Genomic DNA, 26,842 nt, shown 5'->3' with positions numbered 1-26,842 from the left:
CGAGAGGAAGCCCGAGAATGTCCGCGAAGACCACCACGACCGGGTCCGACGGCTTCAGCGCCGAGGAGCGGGCCGCGATGAAGGAGCGCGCCGACGAGCTGCGCGCCGAGGGCAGGAAGGGTGCCAAGAAGGCCGACGGGCTGCAAGCGGTCCTCGACCGGATCGCGCAGATGGAGCCGGAGGACCGCGCGCTCGCCGAGCGCGTCCACGTGACGGTGACCGCCGCCGCCCCGGGGCTGACGCCGAAGACCTGGTACGGGATGCCCGCCTACGCGAACGAGGACGGCAAGATCGTCGTCTTCTTCCAGGACTCCGGCAAGTTCAACTACCGGTACTCGACGGTGGGCTTCCAGGACCCGGCCAACCTCGACGACGGGGATTTCTGGCCGGTGGCGTACGCGTTGCAGCAGTGGAGCCCGACCGTGGAGAAGAAGCTCACCGAGCTGGTGCGGACGGCGGTCTCCTGACCGACGCCTGCCCCCTCGTCGGCTCGCTCACGGTGCGATGATCGAGGGCCGGAGCCGACGGAGACAGGTGGTGCGCATGCTGAGGTGCAGGCCGACTGCGGTACGACGAGTCCCCCGATGACCGGCCGGGCCGGCGAGGTGTTCGACGCGGGTCGGACGGTGTCCGACATCGAGTCGCTGCTCGCCGCGGAGCTGCCCACGGGCGGCGTGCCGGTCAGAGAGGGGGACCCGGTCACCGGTGAGTGGACCGGCACCCGGGGCGAGGGTTTTCGGATCGCCCCGCTCTGGGAGAGCGACGCCCTGACGGGTGTGTACGGCGCCGAATGGAACCAGGCAGAGGAGGCCGCCGAGGCGAACCTGGCCCTCGTCGTAGCGGAGTTGACCCAGAGGTGGGGCGCGCACCGCACTGTGTCCATGCGGGTGCCGCTGTTTCGGGATCAGGCCGGTGAACCCATGCCGGTGCTGTTCCAGTCGCTCTGTGACCTGGACTGCTACGGCGACCTGACCGTGTGGGGGCCGACGGTGACCGAGGGGCGGTGGGTCGCGGTCTCGGTCAACCAGTGTGACGGCGACGCTCCCATGATCATGACAGCCGCCGTCAGTCAACTACCGATCATCGAACTGTCGGACTGACCTGCCCGGTGACCCACGGCCCGGGTGCGCACGCCATCATCGACGTCCTGCGCGCGGCGCGTCCGGACGACGCCGTGGTGGCCGAGGAGAGCGGGCGCACGGGTGCCGGCGACAACGGGCGCACCTGGCTGGTCGACCCGCTGTGTGGGACGTTGAACTTCGCCGCGCGGACCATGCTGGCCTCGGTCAACGTCGCCCTGCGGGTCGGGCCGGACGTCACGGTGGCGGCGTCGGTGGACCCGTTCGCCGATGAGGTGTTCTGGACCGACGGCGCCGCCGCGTACGTCCGGGGGTTGCGGGGACGGACGAGCGACTCGTCCCGTCGGCCGAGTCGACGCTTGTCGACCTGAACCTCGACCCGCCGTTTCCCAATCGGGACGTCTTCCTGGCCGCCCGCCTGCTCGCCGACGAGGGCTTCGTCGAACAGTTCCGGCCCCGGGTGGTCTCCACCAGCCTGGCCGTGGCCTGGGTCGCCGCCGGCCGCCGCGCCGCCTATGTGACCGACCGCCACGACCTGCGCAACAGCGTCCACTTCGCGGCCGGAATCGCGCTCTGCGAGGCGGCCGGCTGCGTGGTCACCGGGCTCGACGGCCAGCCCCTGCACACCGGTGGGGACGGCCTCGTGGTGGCCGCGGACGAGCGGACGCACGCCGCCCTGCTGAGGCTCATCCGGAAACAGGGCCCGCCATCGACCCGGTCTTGACATGAAGTGCGGTTGAGGTTCTAGCGTCCCTGGATGATCACGTCTGGGCCGCCGCGCCCGGACGTACGTCGGCCGAACGCCACCGTCGAAGGGATTCCGATGTTCCTGTCCCGCCTTCTCCGCCCAGGCACCGTCGCGAGCGCGCACTGCGACCTCCCCTGCGGCGTCTACGACCCGGCGCAGGCCCGCATTGAGGCCGAGTCCATCAAGGCGATCTCCGAGAAGTACCAGGCCAGCGACGACCCGGAGTTTCGCACCCGCGCGCTGCTCATCAAGGAGCAGCGCGCCGAGCTGGTGAAGCACCACCTCTGGGTGCTGTGGACCGACTACTTCAAGCAGCCGCACTTCGAGAGGTACCCCCACCTGCACGGCCTCTTCAACGAGGCGACGAAGCTGGCAGGTGCCGGCGGCGCGAAGGGCGCCGCGGACCCGGCGGTCGCCGAGCAGCTCCTCGGCAAGATCGAGGAGATCTCGAAGATCTTCTGGGAGACCAAGCAGAGCTGATCAGCCGGCACCGGGTGGCAGCGGCCACCCGGTGCGGCGTACCGCGTTCGGGAGGAACCGCATGACGTCGCGCACCGACCTCGTCGAAGATCTGATGAGTCGTTTTCCACACGTGCCGCGGGAGGCGGTCCTCAAGGAGGACCTGCTGCGGGGCGGGCTCGCCTTCGACGACGCGGCACTGACCGACAACGAACACGGCGACGTGAAGCCGAAGTCGTACTTCATCTTCTCCTTCGATCACCGGACGCTGCCCGAGTTGGGGACGGCGGCGCTGCGCCGGCCACCGGAGGAGATCGTGCTCACCGGGGGGTCCGTACGAGCTGCGCCGTACCGTCGTCTCGGTCCGCACCAACCCCAGTTCGCCGTACCGCGTCGGCACCGACAGCGACGGTCGACTGCGCCTGTTCCTGGACGGGCGGCCGATCGCCGATGTGGGGCTGCCCCCCCATGCCGGCGTACTACCGTCACACGCTCGCCAACGGCAAGTCGGTGATGGAGGTCGCCCCGACGATCCAGTGGGGCTATCTCATCTACCTGACCGCGTTCCGGGTCTGCCAGTACTTCGGCGCCAAGGAGGAGTGCCAGTACTGCGACATCAACCACAACTGGCGGCAGCACAAGCAGGCCGGCCGGCCCTACACCGGGGTCAAGCCCGTCGACGAGGTCCTCGAGGCCCTGGAGATCATCAACCGGCACGACGTCGATCGCGCGTCGCAGGCGTACACGCTGACCGGTGGCAGCATCACCTCGCAGGTCAACGGGCTGGCCGAGGCCGACTTCTACGGCCAGTACGCGCAGGCGATCGAGGAGCGGTTTCCGGGACGGTGGATCGGCAAGGTGGTGGCCCAGGCGCTCCCCCGAGCCGACGTGCAGCGGTTCCACGACTACGGGATCCGCATCTACCACCCCAACTACGAGGTGTGGGACAAGCGGCTGTTCGAGTTGTACTGCCCGGGCAAGGAGCGGTACGTCGGTCGGGAGGAGTGGCACCGGCGCATCCTCGACTCGGCCGAGGTGTTCGGCCCGCGCAACGTGATCCCGAACTTCGTGGCGGGCGTCGAGATGGCCGCCCCGCACGGCTTCACCAGCGTCGACGAGGCGATCGCCTCCACCACCGAGGGGCTCGACTACTTCATGTCCCGGGGGATCACGCCCCGCTTCACCACCTGGTGCCCGGAGCCCACCACACCGCTGGGCCGGACGAACCCGCAGGGCGCGCCGCTCGAATACCACGTCCGCCTGCTGGAGGCCTACCGGGCGACGATGGACGCCCACGGCCTGTCCAGCCCGCCCGGGTACGGCCCGGCCGGGCCCGGGCGAGCGGTCTTCTCGGTCAGCTCCTTCATGGACACTCTGCCGTCCACGGATTCGTGACGGCGCGCTCGGCCGGCTCGCCCACGTCGATCCGCCGAGAGGCGGTACACCTCAGAGGCGTATCCACACCCCTGAGGTGTACCGCTCCGAACCGCATCCGCCCCCGACGGAGGTAACCGACGGCGACGACCACCTGCTTAACGTCTCGGGCGCGCGCAACTCCAGCGCCCTGCTGCGGCAGGCGTACGCCGCCCGGGGCAAGACGCCCGAGCAGACCGCCGATCTGGTGCGCTACACCGAGTACGCCGACGCCGCGTTCTCGGTACCGGACTACCACGCCGCGTTCGGGCCGACCTACGAGGACGCCAGCATCCTGCGCTGGCTGCTGGGCCAGTCCAAGCCCTGAGGCTGAGGCCGGGCGACGTCCTCGCCGCGATCCGGCGGCCCCACCCCGGTGATCATGAAGTTGTTGCCACCGTCCACGGCGTGTCGGGGCAACAACTTCATGATCGACCGAGGCGCCCCCAGGGGGCGGGCCCGGGGGGTCAGTCCTGGAGGCAGGTTCGGAGGGCGGCGGTGAGCAGATTGGCGCGCTCGTCGCCCATCCCGCGCATCTGGTTGACCACGTAGCCGAAGCCCACCTGATGCTCGGCGTCGGCGAAGGCCAGGTTGCCGCCCGCGCCATCGTGGCCGAAGCTGCGCTCACCCAGCAGGGGCCGCGCCGGTGGCGAGTGCAGCAGGAAGCCGGTGCCCCAGCGCTGCCCGGTGTCCGGCGGGCCGTGCCGCTGCTGACCACGCGAGCGAACCACCACCGCGTCGTCCACCGACGCCGCCGTGAGCAGCGGCCCACCCCGGAGTTCCGAGACACAGGCGGCGTAGAGGCGCGCGAGGCCCTCGGCGGTGCTCACCGCACCCGCGCCGGGAACACCGGCCGCCCGGATGGCGTCGTCGTTGAAGCTCACCAGGCCGTCGGCATCGGCGGGGAAGGCGAAAGCACCGCCCATGGTGATGCCCCGTTCGGCGACCGGGTCCACGAACGGGTCAGGGTCCGGGGGCGGTGCCACGCCCCAGGCGACGGTGTCGCTCTCGGCGGCCGGAAGCCCCAGCCAGGTACGCAGGCCGAGCGGGCCCGCGACGGTGTCGGCGAAGAACGCGCCGGGTAGTTGGCCGGTGATGCGGTGGATCACCTCTCCGACCAGCCAGCCGTAGGTCATCGAGTGGTACCCGTGCGCCGTGCCCGGCTCCCACAGCGGGGCCTGCGCCTCGATCGCCTTGATGACCGGATCCCACGCCAGCACCTCGTCGAGGGTCAGCGGTCGGTCCACCGCGGGCAGACCTGCCTGGTGCGTGAGCAGCCAGCGCACCGGGATGTCCGCCTTGCCGTGCTGTCCGAACTCCGGCCAGTAACGCGTCACGGGAGCGCCGAGGTCGAGCCGGCCCTGCTGGGCGAGCAGGTAGGCGCAGATCGCCAGGATCCCCTTGGTGCAGGAGAAGACGACGACCGGCGTGTGCGCGTCCCACTGCCGCCCGGTACGGGTGTCGGCCACCCCGCCGTACAGGTCGACGACCTTGCGGCCCCGAACGTAGACGGTGACCGCGGCGCCGACCTCTCCCCGGGAGGTGAAGTTGTCGCGGAAGACGTCGGCGACGCGCCCGAAGCGCTCGTCGACGTCGCCGTGGATCTGCGGCTGTGTGACCACTGCCTACCCCTTCACTGACCCTTGGATCAGGGCCTTGATGAACTGTCGCTGGAAGATCAGGAACACGATGAGGGTCGGGGTGAGGATCAGCAGCGACCCGGCGCACAGCAGCACCAGGTCGGTGCCCCACTGGCCCTGGAACGCTCCGAGCGCCCCGGCCATGGTGCGTTTGGTCGCGTCGTCCACGAGGACGATGGCGAGCAGGAACTGGTTCCACGTCCAGAGGAACATCAGGATGGTCAGCGAGGCGATCGCCGGCCGGGCGAGCGGCACCTGGACCCGCCAGAACAACTGCCAGGTGCTGCTGCCGTCCACCCGGGCCGCCTCGGACAACTCGACCGGCACGTTGGTGAAGTGTGCCCGCATCCAGAACACCGCGAACGGCATGTAGAGCCCGATCAGCGGCAGGATGATGGCCCAGCGGGTGTTGAGCAGGCCGAGGTCCTGCATCTGGTAGTAGAGCGGCGTGACCACGGCCTCGAACGGCAGGGTCAGACCCAGCAGGAAGAGACCGAACACGAGCCGGCCACCGGGGACGCGCAACTGACCGAGCCCGAAGCCGGCCATGGTCGCGATGAGCACCGACACCGGTACGACACCGGCCACGATGAGCAGGCTGGAGCGGAGCAGGGCGCCCATGTTCGCGGCGGTGAAGGCGTCGGCGAAGTTGCCCCACTGCGGGTCGGACGGCCACTCCAGCCCGCTGGGCACGGTGCCCCGGGGCTGCAACGCCGCCGAGAGCATGCTCACGAACGGCAGCAGGGTGACGACGATCAGGGCGATCAGGAAGACCCGGCCGGTCCACTGTTCGCGACGGCTCACGTTCACTGCTTGTCCCCTCGGCTCAGGCGCTGGATCGGCAGCACACACACCAGCACGAGCAGCATGAGTACGACAGCGAGCGCCGAGGCGAGCCCCACCTGCCGCTGCGAGAAGGCCAGCCGGTAGATCTCCAGGCCCGGCACCGTGGTCTGGAGGCCGGGGCCGCCGCTGGTGGAGATGTAGACGATGTCGAAGCTCGCCAGCGCCGCGATGATCGTCACGGTGAGGCAGACGCCGATCTCCTGGCGCAGGCTGGGCAGGGTCACGGCGAGGAACTCACGGACCGGACCGGCACCGTCGAGGCGGGCGGCCTCGTACAGCGCCGGGTCGATCTTGCTCATGCCGGTGACCAGCAGGATCGTGCAGAGGCCGAGCAGGACCCAGGCCCCGATGACGCCGACGGCTGGCAGCGCCGTGTCGAAGTCGCCGAGCCAGGCGCGGGCGACGCCACCCAGTCCGACCGCGCGCAGCGCCTGGTTGACCAGACCGTTCGACGAGAGCAGCCAGCTCCACGCGATGCCCGCCGCCACCAGGGGGATGACCTGCGGCAGGAACAGGATGGTCCGCACGACGGTGCCGAACACGCCGGTGGTGATCCGGCGGACCATGCTCGCCACCAACAGCCCCAGCGCGACGGGGATGAAGCTGAAGAAGACGATCAGGACGATCGCGTTGCCGATGATTTTCAGCAGGTCGCTGTCGGTGAACACGGTGAGGTAGTTGTCCAGGCCCACCCAGCGGGCCACCCCGATGCCGTTCCAGTCGTAGAGCGAGTACTGGAGCGTCAGGACGAGCGGGCGCAGGACGAACACCGCGTACATCACCAGGGCGGGCAGGACGTACAACCAGCCGGTCCCGGCCGCGCGGGCCCACCGGAATCGGTGGGCCCGCGTGGGGGTGGGGCGGGCGCGACGATCGTCGCGCCCGGTTGGTGCGCTGCCGAGGGCAGACGTCATCGGGACAGTTCCTTCTGGTACTCGGCCTGGACCGCCTTCACGTACCCCTCGGGCGTCTGCTGACCGGCGATCAGCTTCTGCATCTCCGGCGTGATCGCGGCGGCGAAGATGCCGCCGGTCGCGTTCGCGGTGAAGTCCACAGCGCCGTTCTCGGCGCCGAGCTGCTGTGACGCCTTCAGAGTCTCGGCCGGCACGGTGTTCGGGGCCGCGCTCGGCACCGGCAGGTCACTCGGGCCGCCAGGGCTGGAGCCGCCGACGGTCACCGAGATCTCGCGGGCCTTGGCGTTGGTGTGCACCCAGTTCAGGAAGTACGCGGCGGCGTCCGGGTTCTTGGCCTTGGCGGAGACACCGAAGGTGTTGGGGGCGGACATCGCCACGTGCTTTCCGCCGGCGGACTCGGTGGGGAAGAGGAAGAAGCCCACGTTGCCGGGCATCGACTTGTCGAGGTTGGCCGACTCCCAGTCGCCGTTGAACATGAACAGGCCGTTGCCCTTCTGGAACTCCCCCACCATGCCGGCATAGTCCAGGGCGTTGGCGTCCTTGGTGAAGTAGCCGGCCTGGGCCCACTTCTGAATGGTCTGGGTGGCCTTCAGGGCGGCCGGGGTGTCGAACGTGGCCCCCGGCTTCTGGAAGATCCAGTCGGCGACCTGGGTCGGGTCGCCGAACTGGTTCTGCAGCGCCTGGTGCGGGAAATTGATGCCCGCGGTGTTCTTGTTGAACTGCATGATCGGCTGGACCCCGCCGGTCTTCGCCTTGGCCAGCAGTTCCTCGAACTCGGCGACGGTGGCCGGCGGCTGGGTCATGCCGATCTGAGTGGCCAGCTTCTTGTTGTAGAAGACGCCGGTGACGCTGTAGCCGAGTCCCATCCCGTACAGCGAGCCGGTGCCCCGGGTGTTCTCGCCGACGCGCAGCTGCATGAGCTGCGAGGCGGGGAACTTGTCCCAGCCGTACGCGGTGAAGTACGGGTCGAGGTTCTTGAGCAGGTCGTCCTTGACCAGGTCGACCATGGTCGGGAGCCGGATGATGTCGGGCGAGTTGTCCGACGCCATCACCCGGGGCGCGTTCTCCACGATCACCGTGAACTGGTCCTCGCGGACGTTGAACTTGACGTTCGAGTGCTGCTTGGAGAACTCGTCGGCCAACGCCTTGGCCAGCGGGAAGCCGGTCTCCGCGTACATCTCCAGGGTGATCGGGTCGGTGCCCAGCTCCGTCTTGACGGCGGCGTCGGACTTCTGGGTCGACGACCGGTCCTCGCCCGGCGCGCTGCAGGCCGTCGCGGTCATCCCGACGGCCAGCAGCGAGGCGAGGAGCACAGTTCTCCGTCGCGGAAACTTTGTCAGCAATTTTGCCATTTCATGACTCCTCGACATCTCCACGCGTCGCGCGACCCATGGCCACGCGACGGCTCCACCGGGACCACCGCGACCCGGCGGAGGCCACGACACGTACGTCGTGACCTGTCGCGCGGGCGCGGCACCCGTACCGTCAGCACAAAAAGGAACCGGCACGGCCACCGAAGGCGCCTCTGGATGCACCAGAAGTGGTCGCTAAACTGATTTAGCAGAGCATGCGCGCGGCACGGGAAGCTGTCAAGGACAACTTGGCAACGGTGCGGAAACGTCGGGTTCACACCACACCCGACGTGACCGGCGCTCGATCCCGGACGGTGACGCATCATGATGGGCAGGAGCGGCGCCCGTGGCACCGCGCCTGATTCGGAGGACTGATGGGCCGCAACAGAGCAACACTCGCCGACGTCGCGCGGAAGGCCGGGCTGTCCAAGACCGCCGCGTCGATGGTGCTCAACGGCAGGGAGGGCACCCGGCTCTCGGCCGAAGCGCACCAGCGGGTGTTCGCCGCCGCCGAGGAACTCGGCTACCGACCCAACCTGGCCGCGCGCAGCCTGCGCACCCGCAAGACGGCCACCATCGCGTTCGTCTCCGACATCGTGGCGACCACCCGGTTCGCCGGCGACCTCATCCGCGGCGCCCTCGACGCGGCCCGCGAACGGGACCACGTCCTGCTCATCACCGAGACGCAGGGCGACGCCACCTTCGAGCAGTACGCCATCGAGGCCGTCCTGGACCGGCAGGTCGACGGGGTGATCTACGCGGCGATGGCGACCAGACGGCTGACGGTGCCCGCCGCCATCCTGGGCGGCCCGGTGGTGCTGCTCAACGCCACCAGCCCCGACGGCCTGCCCAGCGTTGTCCCCGACGACGAAGGGGCCGGGCGCTCCGTCGCCACCGCCCTGCTGGAGCTCGGCCACCGCGACTCGATCGCGCTCATCGGCCGCAACCGGCTCAAGGAGGACGACCCGGAGGTCTCGCTCGCCGCCCGCGCCCGCCTGCACGGCATCCGGCAGACACTGGACGAGGCGAAGGTCAGTCTCCTGGCCGAGTGTTTCTGCACCGAGTGGCTGCCCGAGCACGGGTACGCGGCCACGCGTAGCCTGCTCAGCAAGCCGGAGCGACCCAGCGCGATCATCTGCATGAACGACCGGCTGGCCTTCGGCGCGTACCAGGCACTCGGCGAGGCGGGGCTGACCGTCCCGGAGGACATCTCGGTCATCTCGTTCGACGACGACCCGATCGCCGCCTGGTTGCGTCCGAGCCTGGCCACCACGGCGCTGCCGCACGAACAGATGGGACGTCGAGCGGTCGAACTGCTCCTGGACGGGAGCGCCGTCGAGCCCTCACTGGTGCCGATGCCCCTGCGTCGACGCCGGTCCCTCGCGCCTCCGGCCGGCTGAGCAACGGCCCTCCGATCCGTACCAACGAACTGGCCTTGGCCGACGCTAAAACGGTTTAGTGCTAGGTTTCCGACCATGCTTCGTCTACCCGACCACTGGGTGTGGGACAGCTGGTACGCGCGGGACGACAACGGCCTCTGGCACGTGTTCTTCCTGCGCGCGTCCCGCGCCCTGCACGACCCGCACCGCCGCCACCGCCGGGCCACCATCGGCCACGCCGTCTCGGCGGACCTGCGCTCGTGGCGCCTGGTCGCCGACGCCGTGGTCCCCTCCGACGCACCCGGCTGGGACGACCTGGCGACCTGGACGGGCTGCACGGTCCGCGGACCGGACGGACGGTGGTACCTGTTCTACACCGGCGTCGGTCGCGCCGATGACGGGCTCGTCCAACGCATCGGACTGGCCGTCTCCGACGACCTCATGACCTGGCACCGGCACGGCACCGAGCCGATCGTCCAGGCCGACCCCACCTGGTACGAGCTGCTGGACAAGGAGCTGTGGTACGAACAGGCGTGGCGTGACCCCTGGGTCTTCCCCGACCCCGACGGCGAGGGTTGGCACATGCTGATCACCGCCCGCGCCAACACCGGTCCGGCGAACACCCGTGGCGTCGTCGGCCACGCCACCTCCACCGACCTCGTCACCTGGACCGTCGCGCCGCCGCTGTCGACTCCGGCCGGCTTCGGTCACCTGGAGGTGCCCCAGGTCGCGGTGCTCGACGGGCAGCCGCTGCTGCTCTTCTCCACCGACGCCACCGGCAGCGCCCGGCGCGACGACCACCGGATCTGGGTGGCACCCGGCGAGACCAGCCTCGGGCCGTGGGACATCGCGTCCGCCCAGCCGTTCACCCACCCGCACCTGTACGCACCACGGCTGGTTCCCGGACCCGCCGACGACTGGTCCCTCATCGGTTTCCTCGACCACGTCGACGGAACATTCGTCGGGGAACTCACCGATCCCATCCCGGTCCGCTACCAGGCCGCGACCGGGTTGACGGTGGACCCGGCGAGGGCGAACGTGGCGCGGTAGAGCAGACAAGTCCGGGCCGAGGCGTCTCCCCGGCCCGGACCTGTCGGTGTCCGTGCTACTGGATCAGCTACGCAGCTGCCACTGCTGGTTGGTGCCGCCGGAGCAAGCCCAGAGGATCAGCTTCGTGCCGTTCGCCGTCGCGGCGGCGTTGGCGTCGAGGCAGAGACCCGACTGCACACCGGTGATCGTGCCGTTGGAGTTGATGTTCCACTGCTGGTTGGCACCACCGTTGCAGTCCCAGATCACCACCTTCGTGCCGTTGACGGTGCCCTGGCCGGAGGCGTCCAGGCACTTGGTGCCGTACACCATGAGCTGCCGGCTCGCGGTGTGGGTCCACCGCTGGTTGGCGACGTTACTGATGCAGTCCCAGATCTGAGCCTGCGTGCCGTTGGTCGTGCTGGAGTTGCCGATCTCGGCACAGCGGCCCGACTGGGCGCCCACGATCTGCACGTTCGTCGGGTTGGTGCTGCCACCGCTCTGCACACCGGCCGTGTTGATCACGGTCTGCGCGCCCGACGGCCAGTTGCCGTTGCTGACCGTGACGTTGCCGTTGACGACGTTGCCGCGGTCACCGTTTGTCACGTTCGTGCCGCTGCTGGTCGACCAGTTGTTGGTGACCGTGAAGTTGCCCATGTTCTCGGCGTAGTAGTAGTTGGCGGTGGCCCAGGTGCCGGTGGAGGAGAACACGTTGTTGCGGGCGGTGTAGTAGCGCGAGCCCTCGTCGAAGTAGAGCCCGAACCAGCCGTTGGTGCGCAGGCAGTAGTTCTCGGCGATCAACCCGCCTGGGTTCGCCGACAGCGAGTAGATGCACCCGCCGTCGGTCATCTGCTGCATGACGTCGTGCACGTAGTTGCCGATGACCTGGTTGTTGGCCGCGGTGGTCGCCGTGGAGTACCGCGGCTGGTAGTTGTAGAGGCCCCGGTTCGCGTAGTGCTGGCTGCCACCGGCGTCGTTGGCGCCCCAGCCATAGCCGACCGACAGACCGGTGTACGGCATGTTGTAGACCTCGTTGTGCGAGACCAGCGAGGTGTTCACGTAGGTCGTCAGGATCGAGACGACACCCCGGTACTCCAGACCGAGATCGTGCACCTTGTTGTTGCTGACGGTGACGTTACGGTTGACCATCCGCTGGTCGCTGGGGTGGTGGGCGTCGGCGCGTACGCCGCCCACCACGACGCCGCCGGCGGAGTTACGGGCGATCTCGGAGCGGGTGACGGTGATGTTGTTGGCCCCCAGGCCGACACCGCTGGCGTGGGCGTTGGCGTCGTTGCCGATGCCGATGGCCGTCTGCCCGAGGTTGACGAACTGGGAGTCACTGAAGCTGATGGTGTTGGCGGCGGAGACCTGCACCGCGGCCGGCATCTGCGCCCAGCTCGGGCGGGTAGCCTCGAACAGCGGGCAACCCTCCTGGCAGGAGGTCAGCGCGTCCGACGGGCGGGCCCAGGAACCGACGATGTGCGCGCCGGTCTGCTGGTCGGCGAAGCCGTTGCTGCTGCTCGGACCGAGCCAGCTGGTGCCGGTGAAGGTGATCCCGCTGAACGAGATGTGGTGCGCGGGCGCGTCGTAGGTGCCGCCGACGTTCACCAGGGACTGCAACTGCGGCAGCTCCACGCTGACCGAGCTCATGTTCTGTCCGCTGAGCGGGATGTAATGGAGCTGGCCGTTGCTCGGGTTGAGGTACCACTCCCCCGCCGAGTCCAGGAACTCGTACGCGTTGGCCAGGTAGAACGGGCCCGCGCGGTGGGGACGGGACAGCGTGTCGAAGCCGAAGGTGTTGTTGTTCCACGCGGGCTGCTGCATCGTCAGGAAGTTTCCGCTGATGCTCTGCACCGGCGAGTACCGGTCGGTGAACGAGCCGACGCTCTCCACCTCGACCCGGTTCTGGTTGCCGAGGTTGTTCAGGTAGTTCAGCGCACTGTTGGTGAACCGCATGCCGGACGTGGTGAAGGTGAAGTCGGAGCGGTTCACGGCGGTGCGTGCCCGGGTGGCGACGACCCCGTTGACATAGAGCTGACGGGAGTCGAGGCCGGTGCCGACGTTTGCCCGCCAGATGTTCTTTCCGGAATCGACGAGCGACCAGCCGGTGACCGCCCGGGCACCGGTGATCGTCGGACGCGCGCCGGAGGCCGCCCGCCAGATCACCTGATAGCCGTTGTTGCCCGAGTCGGCCGCAGTGAACCGCAGCGGCGACGAGAGCCGGTACGCGCCGCTGGCCAACTCCACGACGATGTCACCGGACATCGCGCTGTTGATCGCCCGTACCGCGGTCTGGGCGGCGGTCAGCGAACACGGTTGGCTGGCGGAACACGCGGTGCCGGTGCCGGAGGGTGACGCGTAGAGGATGGTGGTGGCCGCGGAGGCCGGGGACGCCGAGGCGGTTACCGCGACCAGCGCGGTCACCGCTGTCGCGGCGGCGCCGGCCAACAGTCGGCGCAGCGACGAGAGAGACGAGGACACGGGACGGTGCTCCTGACATGAGAACGGGGTGGGGGTGGCGGAGCGGCCTCGACCAGCGCGGGGGTGACGGGTCGGGCAGTTATCCGAGGATCTCCCGGAGATAGCGCAGGCCGTCCGTGGCGAGACGGTCCTGCGAGGGGGCCAACGGACGCCAGATCGCCGCGGCGGTGGCGATGGTCTCGTTCTCCGCGGTGAACGACTCGATGCAAATCGAGCCCTGGTAACCGGTGTCCCGCAGGACGGTGAAGAACCGGGGCCAGTCGAAGTGGTCGGCACCCGGAGCGCCCCGGTTGGTGCCGCTGACCTGGACGTGCTTGATGTGCCGGCCGGCGACGGCGAGGGCCGCGTAGGGGTCGGCCTCCTCGATGTTCATGTGGTAGGTGTCGATCATGATGCCGACGTTCGGCGGTAGCCCGTCGATCAATTCGATCGTCTGCTCGATCGTGTTGACGACGCTCGTCTCGTAGCGGTTCAACGCCTCGACACCGATGCTCACGCCCAACTCACCGGCCTGCTCGGCCACCGGCGCCAGGGCACGCCGGAAATCCGCGTAGCAGGCCGCGCGGGCCGTTGGCGACATTCGCCAGGTGCGGCCGACCGAGGCGTACACGGGGCCGCCGACGCATCCAGCGCCGACGGCCGCCGCGTTCTCCACACAATTCATCAGGTACGCCACCGTCGACTCGACGACCGCTGGCGCGGCGTCCACCAGGTCCCGTCCGGGCGGGGTGACCGCGCAGACGCCGGCGGCGACGAGGCCGTGCTCGGCCAGCAGGTCCCGGGTGCGGACCGGGTCCCAGTCGCCGGGCTGCTCGATCGGCAACTCGACCGCGTCGAAGCCGAACGACGCGATCCGCGGGATCAGCTCGGCCAGGGCCTTGTCGTCGACCGGAGAGGCCCACACCCACGGGTTGACGCCGATGGCGTACATCGGTTCCTACTTCCAGCGCTGCGGGTAGCCGGGCAGGTCGGTGCAGCCGCACATCGCGTAGTGCAGCGGCGGCATGCTCGGGTCGAGGTACTTGTCGAGGTTGTCCTGCGTGACGGTCGGCTGTGGCAGCTTCCACGGGCTGGACACCTGCTTGCCGTCGAGGATCTGCAGCACCGCCAGGATCGGCGTCCGCCACTGGTAGGTCGGGTAGGTCGGTGCGATCGCGGTGAGGTTCTTGTCCTTCCAGATCTTCAGGAAGTCGAGCTGGTCCTCGCCGTTCATCGGCGGAACGGGCTTGCCCGCGTCCTGGAACGCCTCGACCGCCGCGACGGCCGTCGCTCCGGCGTCCATCCAGACCCCGTCGATCGTGCCGTACCGCTGGATGTAGTCGTCGACGATCTTCTTGGTCTTGGCCGGGTCACCGTCGGTGAACTCGACGCCCACGACGTCGACCTTCGCCTTGTCGAACGCCACCTTCGCCGCCGACCAGCGGGTCTCCAGGACGTCCACGCCCGGCAGGATCCGCAGGGCGAGGACCTTGCCGCCGGGCTTCATCTTCTGACTGACGAACTCGGCCCCGACGTGACCGAACCCGTAGCCGCCGATGGGGTTGATGAACGTCACCGGGCACTTCGTGTTGACACCGCGGTCGAAGACGACGACCGGCAGCCCCGCCTTGCAGGCGGCCTCGACGGCCGGGGTGAGCGTGGCGGTGGTGTTCGGCGAGACGATCAGCGCGTCGCAGCCCTTGCCGAGCAGGTCGTTGATGTCCGCGATCTGCTTCTGGTCCTTGCCCTCGGCGTCGACGTGCACGAACTCCTTGATGCGGCTCTTCTGCGCCTCGACCTCGGCCTGCATGGTCTTGAACCCGACCTGCCGCCAGGGGTTGTTCAGCGCCGCGTTCGAGAAGCAGATCTTGTGTGGGCCGTTCTTCTTGAACTTGGCGGTGTCGACCAACGTGGGGTTGAGCACCTGCTCCCACGGCTTGTCGGCCGGGCCTGTCGGTGCCGCGTCGAGCAGCGCCAACTCGGCGTCGTAGTCGGCCTGCACGAAGAACTTCGACTGGTCTCCGGTGCCGGAACCAGTGGCGGCGGACGCGCTTCCCGACGGGCTCGCGGCCGGCTCGTCGGTGGCACAGGCGGCAAGGGACAGCAGGGTGACAGCGGCAATGGCCGCCATGGAACGTCGCACTATGGTTTCCCCTTTATCTCGACGAAGAACGGGTTGCCGAGACCGCCACGGCGAGCAGAATGATCGCGCCCTGGACGGTCGACCTGAGGGCGCCGGAGACGCCGTAGAAATTCATGAGGGCGAACAGCAGTTCGAGGGTCAGCGCGCCGAGCATCGCCCCGACGACCGCTCCGCGACCTCCGCCGAGCGCCACCCCACCAAGGACGACAGCGGTGATCGCACCGAACTCCAGGCCCGCGCCGGCCTGGAACGACACGCCGCTGTAGCCGCCCAGGAGGATGGCCGCCACCGCCGCCGCGAGCCCGCTGAGGATGAAGGCGAAGGTCCGGGTACGCCAGACGCGTACGCCGCTGAGCTCGGCGGTGCGCGGGTTGTCGCCGACGGCGACCAGCGTCCGGCCGAAGTCCGAGCGCATCAGCAGCACGGCCGCCACCGCCAGGACCACCAGGACCACCAGCGCGTACGGCACGCGGCCCAGCACCGGCACGTCCTCGAAGGCCCGCCGGCCGAACCGCCGGAACTCCTCGGAGAGCCCACCTTTCGGTGCGCCGTCGGACCACAGGTAGACAGCGCCGACGAGGATCAGGAACATGCCGAGGGTGGTGATGAACGACGGCACCCGCAGCCGTGTCGTGATCAGGCCGTTGACCAGCCCGACCAGTGCGCCGAAGGCGAGCAGGAGCAGCACCACCGGCCAGGTACGCGCCGGGTCGCTGTCGATCAGCCGGGCGGCCACCACCACCTGGGCGGTGACCAGGGAACCGACCGACAGGTCGAACTCGCCGGACACGATCACGAAGTACTGGCCGGCGGCGAGCAGGATGATCGGGGCCGAACGGCCGAGGAAGGACATCAGCGACTGCGGGGCCAGGAAGTCGGGCTGACGGATGCCGACGAGCACCAGCAGCACCGCGAGGATCGCGAGGATCGGCAGGACGCCACCGGGACGCACCCGCGGCAGACGCAGTGGCAGGGAACGGGGCTGGACGGTCTGCATGGCTAGGCCGCCTTTCGCATGGCCCGGCGGGCGTAGACGGCGACCGCGGCGATGATGATGACGCCCCGGATCACCTGCTTGAAGAAGGCGTCGACCTCGAGCTGATTGAAGATGGCGTCGATGCTGGCCAGCAGCAGCACCCCGCCGACCGTGCCGATGACGCCGCCGCGCCCACCGGCGAGGGCGGTTCCGCCGATCACCACCGCGGCGATCGACTCCAGGTCGTAAAGGCCCTCGGTGCCGACCCGGGGGGCGCCCGAGCCGAGCCGACTGGCGAGGTAGATGCCGGCGAGCCCCGCGCACATCGAGCACAGGACGTGGGCGGTGACGAGGACCCGGTCGTTGCGGACGCCGGAGAGCCGGGCCACCTCCGGGTCCCCGCCGACGGCGACCAGGTGGTGGCCGAAACGGGTCCGCGACAACGCGAACCAGGCCGCCGCGGTGACCGCTATCAACAGCAGGAACGACACCGGCACCGGCCCGACCCGTTGATAGCCGAGCGCCTGCACGAGCGAGGGTGCTGTGGTGCCGGCCGGGCCGTCGTAGCCGTTGTCGAGGTAACCCTTGAGCAGCAACCCGACGCCCAGGGTCGCGATGAACGCGTTGACCCGGAACCTGGTGACGAGGAGCCCGTTGAGCAACCCGACACCGGCGCTGACGACGAGCACCAGGCCGATCGCCGGCAGCACCGCGCCGTCGCTGCCGTTCATCGTCTCGGCCGCGACGAGGGTGCTGAGACTGATCACGTACGCCACCGAGAGGTCCAGCGAGCCCCCCAGGATGACGAGGGTCTGGCCCACCGCGACCAGCCCGAGGCCGGCCGCGACATGCAGCAGACTCACGGTCGTGGACTGGTTGAAGAGCTGACCACCGTCGAGCAGGACGACCAGCCAGCCGATCGTCAGGGTCAGGGTCAGGGCCACGAACACGCCCGGTACGGAACGCCGGGCCGGCAGCAGCGACAGAGCGCTCATGCGGCAACCTCACGTGCCGTGCCGACCGCCAGCGCGACGACCTCCTCCTCGGTCGCGCCGGCGGGCAGCTCACCCGCGACGCGGCCGTCTCGCATGACGACGATCCGGTCACTCATTCCCAGCAGCTCCGGCAGATCGGACGAGATCATCAGCACGGCCGCGCCATCCCGGGCGAGGCGGCGGACGAGATCGTGGATGGCTGACTTCGCGCCCACGTCGATGCCCCGGGTCGGCTCGTCGAAGAGCAGGATCCGCGGGCTGAGCGCGAGCCACCGGGCCAGCACGACCTTTTGCTGGTTGCCCCCGGACAGGAAACGGATCTCCTGGTCGTCGCCGGCGCCACGGATCTCCACGGCGGCCAGCAACTCGCGTACCCGGGCGGCCCTCGCCGCCCGGCCGGACCGGGCGGCGAAGACGGCCCGGCTGGCGAGCAGCGCGTTGTCCAGCACCGACTGCCGGGGGACGATCCCCTCGCCCTTGCGGTCCTCGGTGACGTAGGCGATGCCGGCCCGCATGGCCGTGCGGGGTGAGCGCAGTCGGACCGGCCGGTCGTCGAGTGTGATGTCGCCGGTCGTGAACGGCGACACCCCGAAGATCGCGCGGGCCAGCGCCGAGCGCCCGGAACCCTGCAGGCCCCCGATGCCGAGCACCTCGCCGGCGCGCAACTGGAGGTTGATGTCCCGCAGCTTCCGGTTGCCCGCGTCGCGAAGGTTGAGCCGCACCGCGCCCCGGTCCTCGGGGACGGCCCGGTCCGGGTAGTAGCTGGACAGTTCCCGGCCGACCATGTGCCGTACCAACTCGTCGGCAGTGGTGTCAGCGGTGTCCACTGTGGTGACGCGACGACCGTCCTTGAGCACTGTGATCCGCCCGGACAGGTCGAAGACCTCGGCGAGCCGGTGCGAGACGTACAGCAGCCCGATGCCCCGCTCCTGGAGTCGGCGCACCAGCCCGTAGAGCAGCTCGACCTCGTGGTCGGCCAGCGCGGCGGTCGGCTCGTCCATGATGAGCAGCCGCGCGTCCAGGGCGAGCGCCTTGGCGATCTCGACGACCTGCTGCTGCGCGACGCCCAGCTGCCCCACCCGGGCGTCGGCCGGCAACGTGGTCTCACCGATCGAGGTGAGCAGCCGCGCGGTGCGGTCGATCATCCCCCGACGGTCGACGAGCCCGCGTCGGACCGGCTCGTGCCCCAGGTAGACGTTCTCCGCGACGGTGCGCTCCGGGAGCAGGTTGAATTCCTGGTGGATGATGCCGATGCCGGCCCGCTGCGCGTCGCGCGGGCCACGGAACGTACGCGTCGCGCCGGCGAACTCGACAGTGCCTCCGTCCGGGGCGTGCCCGCCCGAGACGATTTTCATGAGGGTCGACTTCCCGGCACCGTTCTCACCGACCACGGCGTGCACCTCGCCCGGCGCGACATCGAGGTCGACACCGTCGAGAACGCGGACTCCGAGGAAGGACTTGCCGATGCCCCGGAGGGTGAGAAGCGGCGTCGGCGGCGGATCTGACATCCCGAAGGCCCTCACAGACAGTAGTCATAGACACGTTTAGATGCCACACTACGGCGGCTTTGAGGCACTGAACAACAAGCTTTCGTGGCAACAACCACGACTTACGTTCTTGCGGTGCAAACATTCCCTTGACACCGACGAAACATCACACGTATGAAGATAGATGTTTGGATGCGGGTCCGCAATCCTCGATCAAGACTGACTGCCAGGTCGGGCCGGGATCGACAGGCGGTGCCGTAGCGAGGAAGCCGGGCACGAACGCCGTCCACCGGGCAGGACGTCGGACGTTACTTTGTGGATTGACAGTCATCAATCTCTAGCTCATCCTGACCTCGTGGACCCCGGGACGAGAACCACAGCCACGATCACGCTGTGTGACGTCTCGCAGGTCTGACTGCCGTTGCGGCGAACGGCATGAGGCAGACAAGGGCGCCCGCGTCCCCTCACGTGTCCAGGGTCAACCTGACGCGTCGGAGGGCCCGTGGTCGCAATCCCTACGCCCGCCCAACCTAGGAGACGGCATGCGTCGTAACACATTGCTCATCTCGGTGATCGCCGGCCTGTTACTGGCGCTCGGACTCGCCCCACCCGCGTCGGCGGCCCCGGCCTTCCGCGCCCTGGTGTTCAGCAAGACCACCGGCTACCGCCACGACTCGCTCCCCGCCGGGATCAGCATGATCCAGCAGCAGGCGGCGGCGAACAACTTCGAGGTGGTGGCCACCGAGGACTCAAGCGTCTTCACCGCCAGCAGCCTGGCCACCTTCGACGTGATCGTCATGCTCCAGACCTCCGGCATGGTCTGGACCTCGACGGCGCAACGCCAGGCGGTGGAGGGCTACCTCGCCAGCGGCAAGGGCATCGTCGCCATCCACAATGCCACCGACATGGGCATCGAGAGCGAATACCCGTGGTGGGACCAGACCATCAACGGTGGCGCCCACATGCCCGAGCACTCCCCCGGCGTGCTCCAGGGCACCGCCATCGTCGCCGACAAGAAGCACCCGTCGACGGCCAGCCTGCCGGATCGGTGGACCCGCAGCGAAGAGTGGTACAACTTCGACGCCAACCCGCGCGGCAACGTGCACGTGCTGGTGACCGCCGACGAGCGCACGTACAACCCGGGATCCCGGGCGATGGGCCCGGATCATCCGATCTCGTGGTGCCGCAACACCAGTGGCGGGCGGGTGTGGGCCACCGCGATGGGCCACGCGATCGGCTCCTACAGCGAGGCGAACTTCCAGAATCACGTGCTCGGTGGCATCAAGTGGGCGGCCGGTAACGCCGCCGGTGACTGCGGCGGCACCGTCTGGGGCAACTTCGAGAAGCGCACCCTCGACGACAACACCGTCGACCCGATGGCGCTGGGTGTGGCACCGGACGGCCGGGTCTTCTACGTCCAGCGCGGCGGCCAGGTGAAGATCTTCAAGCCCTCCACCAACAGCACCGTCACCGCCGGCACGCTCAGCGTCTACACCGGCGGCGAGGACGGCCTGACCGGCATGGCGCTGGACCCCAACTTCGCCACCAACGGCTACATCTACCTGTACCACTCGCCGGCCAGCAGCAGCACCGACGTCAACCGGGTCTCCCGCTTCACGGTCAGCGGTGACACGCTGAACACGTCCAGCGGCGTGACGATCATCGACATCCCGGCGTACCGGGACCGCACGTTCCCCGAGCCCGGCCACACCGGCGGGTACATCAAGTTCGGCCCGGACGGCAACCTGTTCATCGGCACCGGCGACGACACACCGCCGAACCTGGACCCGAACTGGCAGGGCTACGCCCCGCTGGACTGGCGGTCGGGCAAGTCCAACCTGGATGCGGCCCGCAGCGCCGGCAACACCAATGACCTGCGCGGCAAGCTGCTGCGCATCCGGCCCTCGGCCAGCGGTGGCTACACCATCCCGTCGGGCAACCTCTACCCCCAGGGCACCGCGCAGACCAAGCCCGAGGTCTACGCGATGGGCTTCCGCAACCCGTTCCGCTTCTCCATCGACCCGGCCAACGGCTGGGTCTACCTGGCCGACTACGGACCGGACCGGAACCCGCCCACCACCAACCGCGGGCCCGAGGGCCTGGTCGAGCTGAACGTCATCAAGCAGGCCGGCAACTACGGCTGGCCGTTCTGCCACGGCGACAACCAGCCGTACGCGCCGTTCAACCCGGACACCGGCGTCGTCGGCTCCAAGTTCAACTGCAGCTCGCCGGTCAACAACTCGCCGAACAACACCGGTCTGACCAGCCTGAAGCCGGTCGTCGCACCCAATATCTGGTACGGCTACGGCACCTCGCCGACCTTCACGGAGCTGGGCTCCGGCGGCTCGGCGCCGATGGGTGGCCCGGTCTACCGGTACGACGCGTCGAACCCTCCGCGACGAAGTTCCCGCCCTACTACGACGGGGTGCACTTCTTCTACGAGTGGGCGCGCAACTACGTCAAGGAGGTGCACTTCGACTCCTCCTCGGCGGTCACCCGCACCAACCCGTTCCTGCCCAACGTGCGGTTCAACAAGCCGATGGACATGGAGTTCGGCAAGGACGGCTCGCTCTACCTGCTGGAGTGGGGCACCAACTTCGGCGGCGGCAACAGCGACTCCGGGCTCTACCGGATCGACTACAACCAGGGCGGCCGGTCACCGATCGTCAAGGCCACCGGCACGCCCACCAGCGGCAGCGCACCGCTGACCGTCCAGTTCAGCAGCGCTGGCACGTCCGACCCGGACGGCAACACGCTGAGCTACCTGTGGACGTTCGGCGACGGCACCACCTCGACGGCGGCCAACCCGTCGAAGGTGTACACCTCCAACGGCAACTACACCGCCCAGTTGAAGGTCACCAACAGCGCCGGCAAGACCGGCTTCGCCAACGTCCCGATCACCGTCGGCAACAGCGCCCCGGTGGTCACCATCACCACACCGGGCAACGGTGGCATGCTGACCTTCGGTGACAAGGTGTCGTACCAGATCACCGTGACCGATCCGGACGGCGGCACCGTCGACTGCTCGAAGGTGTTCCTCAACCCGGCGTTGGGTCACGACGACCACGCCCACGAGACCACCGAGTACCCGGGCTGCTCGGGCACCATCTCCACCGACCTTCTCGGTGGGCACCCCGATGGGGCCAACCTGTTCTACGTGCTGAACGCGCGGTACACCGACAATGGCGGCTCGGGCGGCGGGTCCCCGCTCACCGGCACCGCACAGGCGATCCTGCAACCGAAGCACAAGCAGTCCGAGTACTTCAGCAGCCAGTCCGGCATCCGGGTGATCGACCAGGCGGCCGCGGAGAGCACCAAGCGCATCGGTGACATCTCCAGCAACGACTGGATCTCGTTCAACCCGATGAACCTGTCGGGGATCTCGACGGTCAGCTACCGGCTGTCGTCGCCGTCCGGCGGCGGCTCGATCGAGCTGCGGGCCGACTCGCCGACCGGCACGCTGCTGGCCACCACCACGGTGCCCAGCACGGGTGGCTGGGACAACTACCAGTCCACGACACCGGTGAGCGTCGCCGCCCTCGGCGGTACGCACACGCTCTACATGGTGTTCAAGAACAGCAACAACTCGTTCGATCTGGACTCGCACACCTTCGGCGGAAACGGCGTCGGGACACCCGGCACCGGCACCGGCGGCGGTCTGGCGGGCAAGACCTACACGGTCACGGCACAGCACAGCAACAAGCTGCTGGACGTCAGCGGTGTCTCCACCGCCGACGGCGCCCAGATCACCCAGTGGGCGTCCACCGGTGGCAACAACCAGAGGTGGCAGGCCGTCGACGCCGGAAACGGCGCGCTCTACCTCAAGGCGGTGCACAGCGGCAAGTGCGTCGAGGTGACCGGCAGTTCCACCGCGGCGGGTGCCTTCCTCCAGCAGGCCACCTGCAACAACGGCAACCAGCAGAAGTTCACCGCCACCGCGACCGGAACCTCCGGCGTTTACGCGGTGAAGAGTGTGCTGAGCGGGCTCTGCCTGGACGTCAACGGCGCTTCCACGGCCGACGGCGCCCGGGTGTTGCAGTGGACCTGCAGCAACGCGACGAACCAGCAGTGGCGCTTCACCGCGCTCTGACCCTGCGGCTGTCGCGGTAACAGATGACGTCCCGGTCGGGACCGGTATCCGAGAGTCGGAGCCGGTCCCGGCCGGGACGTCGTTGTCGATCAGGCAGGCAGACCGGGCGTCACGGCGAGCAGCCCGGCCGCCGCCAGGGCGCCCCACAGCTCCTCGGGTACGGCGACATCGAAGCGTCGTACCGTCTCGGTCACCTGCGCCTCGGTGCGGACGCCGACCACCGTCGACACCACGGCCGGGTGCTGGCGGACGAAGGCGAGCGCCGCCTGCGGCAGGGTCACCCCGTACGTCTCGCAGACAGTGGCGATCCGCCGCGCCCGCTCGATCACCTCCGCCGGGGCCTGCTCGTAGTTGTAGACGGCGTCAGCCGGCGGCCGGTCCCGCGAGAGCAGGCCCGAGTTGTAGACACCGGCGATGACGACGCCCACCCCCCGGCTCTCGGCGGCCGGCAGCAGGTCGGCGGCGGCGCCCTGTTCGAGCAGGGTGTACCGCCCGGCGCACATCATCACGTCGACGTCGGTCTCCCGGACGAACCGGGCCAGCATCGCCGACTGGTTCATCCCGGCGCCGATCGCGCCCACGACGCCCTGGTCGCGCAGGTCGATCAGGGCGGGTACGGCCTCGTGCGCGGCCTGCTCCCAGTGGTCGTCCGGGTCGTGCAGGTAGACGACGTCGATCCGGTCCAGCCCGGTCCGGTCCAGGCTGGCCTCAATGGAGCGCAGCACGCCGTCGCGGCTGAAGTCCCACACCCGCCGGTGGGTGGCGGGCACGTCGAACCCGTCGGAGTCCCGCAGGTGCGCATCCTCGGGCGACGGCACCAGAAGTCGCCCGACCTTCGTCGACACCACGTACTCGTCGCGCGGCCGTTGGCGCAACGCGACGCCGAGGCGGCGTTCGGACAGCCCGAGACCGTAGTGCGGCGCGGTGTCGAAGTACCGGACGCCCGCCTCCCACGCGGCGTCGACCGCCGAGGCGAACTCCTCGTCCGTCGTCGTCCGATAGAGGTTGCCCCCCTGGGCCGCGCCGAAGCCCAGCTCGCTGAGCCGAAGCTGCGGGCGGCGCGGCAGTGAGCGGGCCATCATGACGCCTCCAACCCGTAGACGCGGCGTGCCGTCCCGCCCCAGACCGACGCCTGGTCGGCCCCGTCCCGGCCCTCCAGCAACTCGGCCAGGGTATCGACCCACCGCTGGTACGAACTGGCGAGCAGGCAGACCGGCCAGTCCGAGCCGAACATCAGTCGCTCCGGCCCGAACGCGTCGAGGGCGTCCTCGACCGCGGGTCGAAGGTCAGCCGGCGTCCAGTGCGAGTGCGGCACCTCGGTCACCAGCCCGGAGAGCTTCGCCGTCGTGTTGGGCGAGGCCGCCAACGACCGCAGGTCCCGACTCCACTCGGCCATCTCCGGACTGCCGAGCGCGGGCTTGCCCAGGTGGTCGAGGACGAAGCTGACCTCGGGCAGGTCGCGCGTGAGACGCGCGGCCATGGGGAGTTGGTGCTGGCGTACCAGCAGGTCGAAGACGAGGCCGGCGGCGCCCACCGCCGCGATCCCCCGACGGACGTCGGGACGGTCCAGGTAGGCCGGGTCGGTCTCGGACTGCACGAGGTGGCGGATGCCGACGAGGCGTTCCCCGCCTCGGGCTGCCCGCAGACCGTCGAGGTGCTCCGCGACGTCGGCGGCGGTCAGGTCCACCCAGCCGACGACCCCACGGACCACTGTGTCCTCGGCGGCGACTCCCAGCAGGTCGACCGTCTCCGTGTCGGAGGCGATGGACTGCACCACCACTGTCGCTGTGACCCCGGCCGCCCGGGCCGGCGGCGCGAGATCGGCGGGTTCGAAGTCGGCGTCGATGGCCGCCATGGTCACCGGATCGATCCACGGCTGCGGGTGCCGTGCCCGGACCCAGAGGTGGTGGTGTGCGTCGACGATCCCGGCCCGCCCGTGCTCCTGCGCGCCCGTCATCGGCCCAACCAGCCGCCGTCGACGGGCAGCACCACGCCGTTGACGTAGTCCGAGGCTGTCGACGCCAGGAACACTGTGGCACCGCCGAGATCGTCGGCCCGACCCCACCGCCCGGCCGGGATCCGGCCGAGGATCGCCTGGTTGCGGTCGGGGTCGTCACGCAGCGCCTGGGTGTTGTCGGTGGCGATGTAGCCGGGCGCGATGGCGTTGACGTTCACCCCGTGAGCAGCCCACTCGTTCGCCAGCGCCTTGGTGAGGCCAGCCACGCCCGACTTCGACGCGGCGTAACCGGGGACGGTGATGCCGCCCTGGAAACTCAACAGCGACGCGGTGAAGATGATCTTTCCTCGGCCGCGCTCGATCATCGTCCGGCCGATCTCCCGGCTGAGGATGAACTGGCTGCTGAGGTTGACCTCGATCACCTGGTCCCACATCTCGTCCGGGTGCTCGGCCGCCGGGGTCCGGGCGATCGTGCCACCGTTGTTCACCAGGATGTCGACCGGCCCGAGCGCGGTGATGTCGCTCGCCAAACGATGCACGGCCGCCCGGTCGCCGAGGTCCGCCCGCAGCCCGGTGAACCGGCGGCCGGTGGCGCGCACCCGGCGTTCGACCTCGCTGCCCGCCGCTTCGAGCTGGGCGGAGACCCCCACGATGTCGGCGCCGGCCAGGGCCAGCGCCTCGGCCATGGCGAGGCCGATACCGCGCCGCGCCCCGGTCACGACGGCGGTCTGACCGGACAGGTCGAACAACGCCGTCACTGGTTCCCCTCCCGCACATCGAGCAGCACCTTCATGACGCCGCCACCCTCCAGCGCCTCGAAGGCCGCGCTGGCCGCCTCGACCGGCTCGACCCGGGAGATCAGCCGCTGTGCCGGGATGGCACCCGAGGCGACCAACCGGATCGCCTCCACCATGTCGTCGCGCTGATACAGCCGGGCACCCAGGAGCTCCAGCTCACGCCAGAAGAACCGGTGCAGGTTGACCTCGCGGGGCTGAGGATGGATCGCCACCATGACCAGCCGCCCACGGGTGGTGAGGACGTCGACGGCAGTGGTGACGCCGGCCGGTGCGCCGGACACCTCGAAGGCGATGTCGGCGCCCGCGCCATCGGTACGGTCGTTGACCAGCGCCACGACGTCGGTCGCTCGCGGGTCGACGGCCTCGATTCCGACGCCCTCCGCCACCTCGCGCCGGAACGGGTCCGGCTCGACGAGGAGCACCCGCGCACCACGGCCCCGCGCGACGGTGGCGATGAGGACGCCGACCGGCCCACCACCGACCACGACGACCTGGTCGTCGGCGGTCACGCTCCCCCGGCGTACGTCGTGCACGGCGACCGCCACCGGCTCGACGAGCGCCGCGTGGTCGAGGGGCAACTCCTCGGGAAGCGGCAGGACCAGTTCCGCCGGCACCGTCCAGGAGGACTGCATGGCACCCGGTGAGTCGATGCCGAGGAAGTTCATCGCGTGGCAGACGTGTGAGTTGCCCCGCTGGCAGGCGGCGCAGCGTCCGCAGGGCCTGGTCGGCATCACGGTGACGGCCTGCCCGATGTCCCAGCCGGTCACGCCGTCGCCGACGGCCGCGATCCGGCCGGACATCTCGTGCCCGATGATCGCCGAGTCACCAACCCGGGCGTCCATGTCCCCGTGGTAGATGTGCAGATCCGTACCGCAGATGCCGGTGTAGGCCACCTCGATCCGTACCTGGCCGGGGCCTGGTGGCTCCGGGTCGCGGTTCTCGATCCCGAGGTGTCGCGCTCCCCGGTAGACGACTGCCTTCATCGTTCCTCCGTCTCGACGGTCGGTACGTCGGTCGTGCCGACCGGGCATGGTCGTGGGTGCATCGCCGTCGCGATGCACCCACGCCCTTCCTTCCCTGG

Annotated in this window: 22 protein-coding genes and 2 pseudogenes; 10 read left to right on the top strand and 14 right to left on the bottom strand. The window is 69.3% G+C overall.

Annotated features, from left to right (window positions below; translation table 11 throughout):
• Positions 1-17 precede the first annotated feature (17 nt).
• The 6 genes and pseudogenes from ACIBEF_RS10545 to ACIBEF_RS10520 all read left to right on the top strand — a co-directional run bounded on the left by ACIBEF_RS10545 (position 18) and on the right by ACIBEF_RS10520 (position 4,027).
• A complete protein-coding gene (locus ACIBEF_RS10545) occupies positions 18-467 on the top strand; it encodes an iron chaperone (RefSeq protein ID WP_396792943.1) in 450 nt (149 codons plus the stop codon).
• 117 nt (positions 468-584) lie between these two features.
• Complete coding sequence (locus tag ACIBEF_RS10540; RefSeq protein WP_396792941.1) at positions 585-1,100, top strand: hypothetical protein; 516 nt, start codon at positions 585-587, stop codon at positions 1,098-1,100.
• A gap of 32 nt (positions 1,101-1,132) precedes the next feature.
• Positions 1,133-1,803, top strand: a pseudogene (locus tag ACIBEF_RS10535) (inositol monophosphatase family protein); the annotation flags it as partial.
• Between the two features lie 99 nt (positions 1,804-1,902).
• Positions 1,903-2,307: a superoxide dismutase, Ni gene (gene sodN, locus ACIBEF_RS10530; RefSeq protein ID WP_396793116.1), complete on the top strand. Its 405-nt coding sequence runs from the start codon at positions 1,903-1,905 to the stop codon at positions 2,305-2,307.
• 447 nt (positions 2,308-2,754) lie between these two features.
• Complete coding sequence (locus tag ACIBEF_RS10525) at positions 2,755-3,681, top strand: radical SAM protein (protein WP_396792939.1); 927 nt, start codon at positions 2,755-2,757, stop codon at positions 3,679-3,681.
• A 76-nt stretch (positions 3,682-3,757) separates the two neighbouring features.
• Positions 3,758-4,027, top strand: a complete 270-nt coding sequence (locus ACIBEF_RS10520; RefSeq protein ID WP_396792937.1) for a hypothetical protein — start codon at positions 3,758-3,760, stop codon at positions 4,025-4,027.
• 139 nt (positions 4,028-4,166) lie between these two features.
• On the opposite strand, the gene ACIBEF_RS10515 is transcribed toward ACIBEF_RS10520, so the two are convergent.
• Genes ACIBEF_RS10515 through ACIBEF_RS10500 form a run of 4 tightly spaced genes read right to left on the bottom strand, consistent with a single transcriptional unit; the run spans position 4,167 to position 8,451 of the window.
• Entirely contained in the window at positions 4,167-5,321 is a 1,155-nt protein-coding gene (locus ACIBEF_RS10515; RefSeq protein ID WP_396792935.1) for a serine hydrolase domain-containing protein, read from the bottom strand.
• Between the two features lie 3 nt (positions 5,322-5,324).
• Positions 5,325-6,143 (bottom strand): carbohydrate ABC transporter permease, encoded by an 819-nt coding sequence (locus ACIBEF_RS10510; RefSeq protein WP_396792934.1) that lies wholly within the window; start codon positions 6,141-6,143, stop codon positions 5,325-5,327.
• Between the two features lie 2 nt (positions 6,144-6,145).
• A complete protein-coding gene (locus ACIBEF_RS10505; protein ID WP_393221110.1) occupies positions 6,146-7,099 on the bottom strand; it encodes a carbohydrate ABC transporter permease in 954 nt (317 codons plus the stop codon).
• Positions 7,096-8,451, bottom strand: coding sequence for an ABC transporter substrate-binding protein (locus tag ACIBEF_RS10500; RefSeq protein WP_396792932.1), 1,356 nt, complete (start codon positions 8,449-8,451; stop codon positions 7,096-7,098). The genes ACIBEF_RS10505 and ACIBEF_RS10500 overlap by 4 nt, the downstream gene beginning before the upstream one ends.
• Positions 8,452-8,825: 374 nt before the next feature.
• Between ACIBEF_RS10500 and ACIBEF_RS10495 the strand changes: the two genes are divergently transcribed.
• Both ACIBEF_RS10495 and ACIBEF_RS10490 read left to right on the top strand, forming a co-directional pair.
• Positions 8,826-9,851: a LacI family DNA-binding transcriptional regulator gene (locus ACIBEF_RS10495; protein ID WP_396792930.1), complete on the top strand. Its 1,026-nt coding sequence runs from the start codon at positions 8,826-8,828 to the stop codon at positions 9,849-9,851.
• A gap of 54 nt (positions 9,852-9,905) precedes the next feature.
• Positions 9,906-10,880 (top strand): annotated as a pseudogene (locus tag ACIBEF_RS10490) (family 43 glycosylhydrolase); the annotation flags it as partial.
• 63 nt (positions 10,881-10,943) lie between these two features.
• Here the strand turns inward: ACIBEF_RS10490 and ACIBEF_RS10485 are convergent.
• The 6 genes from ACIBEF_RS10485 to ACIBEF_RS10460 form a co-directional block, all read right to left on the bottom strand.
• The gene (locus ACIBEF_RS10485) at positions 10,944-13,337 is read right to left on the bottom strand and encodes an RICIN domain-containing protein (protein ID WP_396792928.1); all 2,394 of its coding nucleotides are present in this window, start codon (positions 13,335-13,337) and stop codon (positions 10,944-10,946) included.
• 79 nt (positions 13,338-13,416) lie between these two features.
• Complete coding sequence (locus ACIBEF_RS10480) at positions 13,417-14,268, bottom strand: sugar phosphate isomerase/epimerase family protein (protein WP_396792926.1); 852 nt, start codon at positions 14,266-14,268, stop codon at positions 13,417-13,419.
• 6 nt (positions 14,269-14,274) lie between these two features.
• A complete protein-coding gene (locus ACIBEF_RS10475) occupies positions 14,275-15,459 on the bottom strand; it encodes an ABC transporter substrate-binding protein (protein ID WP_396792925.1) in 1,185 nt (394 codons plus the stop codon).
• A gap of 13 nt (positions 15,460-15,472) precedes the next feature.
• Positions 15,473-16,456 (bottom strand): ABC transporter permease, encoded by a 984-nt coding sequence (locus ACIBEF_RS10470; RefSeq protein WP_357222388.1) that lies wholly within the window; start codon positions 16,454-16,456, stop codon positions 15,473-15,475.
• Positions 16,457-16,458: 2 nt separating this feature from the next.
• Positions 16,459-17,430 (bottom strand): ABC transporter permease, encoded by a 972-nt coding sequence (locus tag ACIBEF_RS10465; RefSeq protein WP_112585260.1) that lies wholly within the window; start codon positions 17,428-17,430, stop codon positions 16,459-16,461.
• Positions 17,427-18,938, bottom strand: a complete 1,512-nt coding sequence (locus ACIBEF_RS10460; protein WP_396792922.1) for a sugar ABC transporter ATP-binding protein — start codon at positions 18,936-18,938, stop codon at positions 17,427-17,429. Before ACIBEF_RS10460 ends, ACIBEF_RS10465 begins: the two co-directional genes overlap by 4 nt.
• A gap of 521 nt (positions 18,939-19,459) precedes the next feature.
• Here ACIBEF_RS10460 and ACIBEF_RS10455 point away from each other — a divergent pair.
• Positions 19,460-21,625 (top strand): ThuA domain-containing protein, encoded by a 2,166-nt coding sequence (locus tag ACIBEF_RS10455; RefSeq protein ID WP_396792920.1) that lies wholly within the window; start codon positions 19,460-19,462, stop codon positions 21,623-21,625.
• The gene (locus tag ACIBEF_RS10450; protein ID WP_396793115.1) at positions 21,550-23,007 is read left to right on the top strand and encodes an RICIN domain-containing protein; all 1,458 of its coding nucleotides are present in this window, start codon (positions 21,550-21,552) and stop codon (positions 23,005-23,007) included. The genes ACIBEF_RS10455 and ACIBEF_RS10450 overlap by 76 nt, the downstream gene beginning before the upstream one ends.
• 89 nt (positions 23,008-23,096) lie before the next feature.
• On the opposite strand, the gene ACIBEF_RS10445 is transcribed toward ACIBEF_RS10450, so the two are convergent.
• Genes ACIBEF_RS10445 through ACIBEF_RS10430 form a run of 4 tightly spaced genes read right to left on the bottom strand, consistent with a single transcriptional unit; the run spans position 23,097 to position 26,744 of the window.
• Positions 23,097-24,086 (bottom strand): aldo/keto reductase, encoded by a 990-nt coding sequence (locus tag ACIBEF_RS10445; protein ID WP_396792918.1) that lies wholly within the window; start codon positions 24,084-24,086, stop codon positions 23,097-23,099.
• Positions 24,086-24,964: an amidohydrolase family protein gene (locus ACIBEF_RS10440; RefSeq protein ID WP_396792916.1), complete on the bottom strand. Its 879-nt coding sequence runs from the start codon at positions 24,962-24,964 to the stop codon at positions 24,086-24,088. Before ACIBEF_RS10440 ends, ACIBEF_RS10445 begins: the two co-directional genes overlap by 1 nt.
• Positions 24,961-25,722 carry an SDR family NAD(P)-dependent oxidoreductase gene (locus tag ACIBEF_RS10435; RefSeq protein ID WP_396792913.1) on the bottom strand — a complete coding sequence of 254 codons (762 nt, stop codon included), beginning with the start codon at positions 25,720-25,722 and terminating at the stop codon, positions 24,961-24,963. Before ACIBEF_RS10435 ends, ACIBEF_RS10440 begins: the two co-directional genes overlap by 4 nt.
• The gene (locus ACIBEF_RS10430; protein ID WP_396792911.1) at positions 25,719-26,744 is read right to left on the bottom strand and encodes a zinc-binding dehydrogenase; all 1,026 of its coding nucleotides are present in this window, start codon (positions 26,742-26,744) and stop codon (positions 25,719-25,721) included. The genes ACIBEF_RS10435 and ACIBEF_RS10430 overlap by 4 nt, the downstream gene beginning before the upstream one ends.
• Between the last annotated feature and the right edge of the window lie 98 nt (positions 26,745-26,842).

This window comes from Micromonospora sp. NPDC050795 (assembly GCF_044456785.1).
Classification (GTDB): domain Bacteria; phylum Actinomycetota; class Actinomycetes; order Mycobacteriales; family Micromonosporaceae; genus Micromonospora.
Note: the sequence above shows the minus strand (reverse complement) of the source record. Positions and strands in the feature narration are given on the sequence as shown.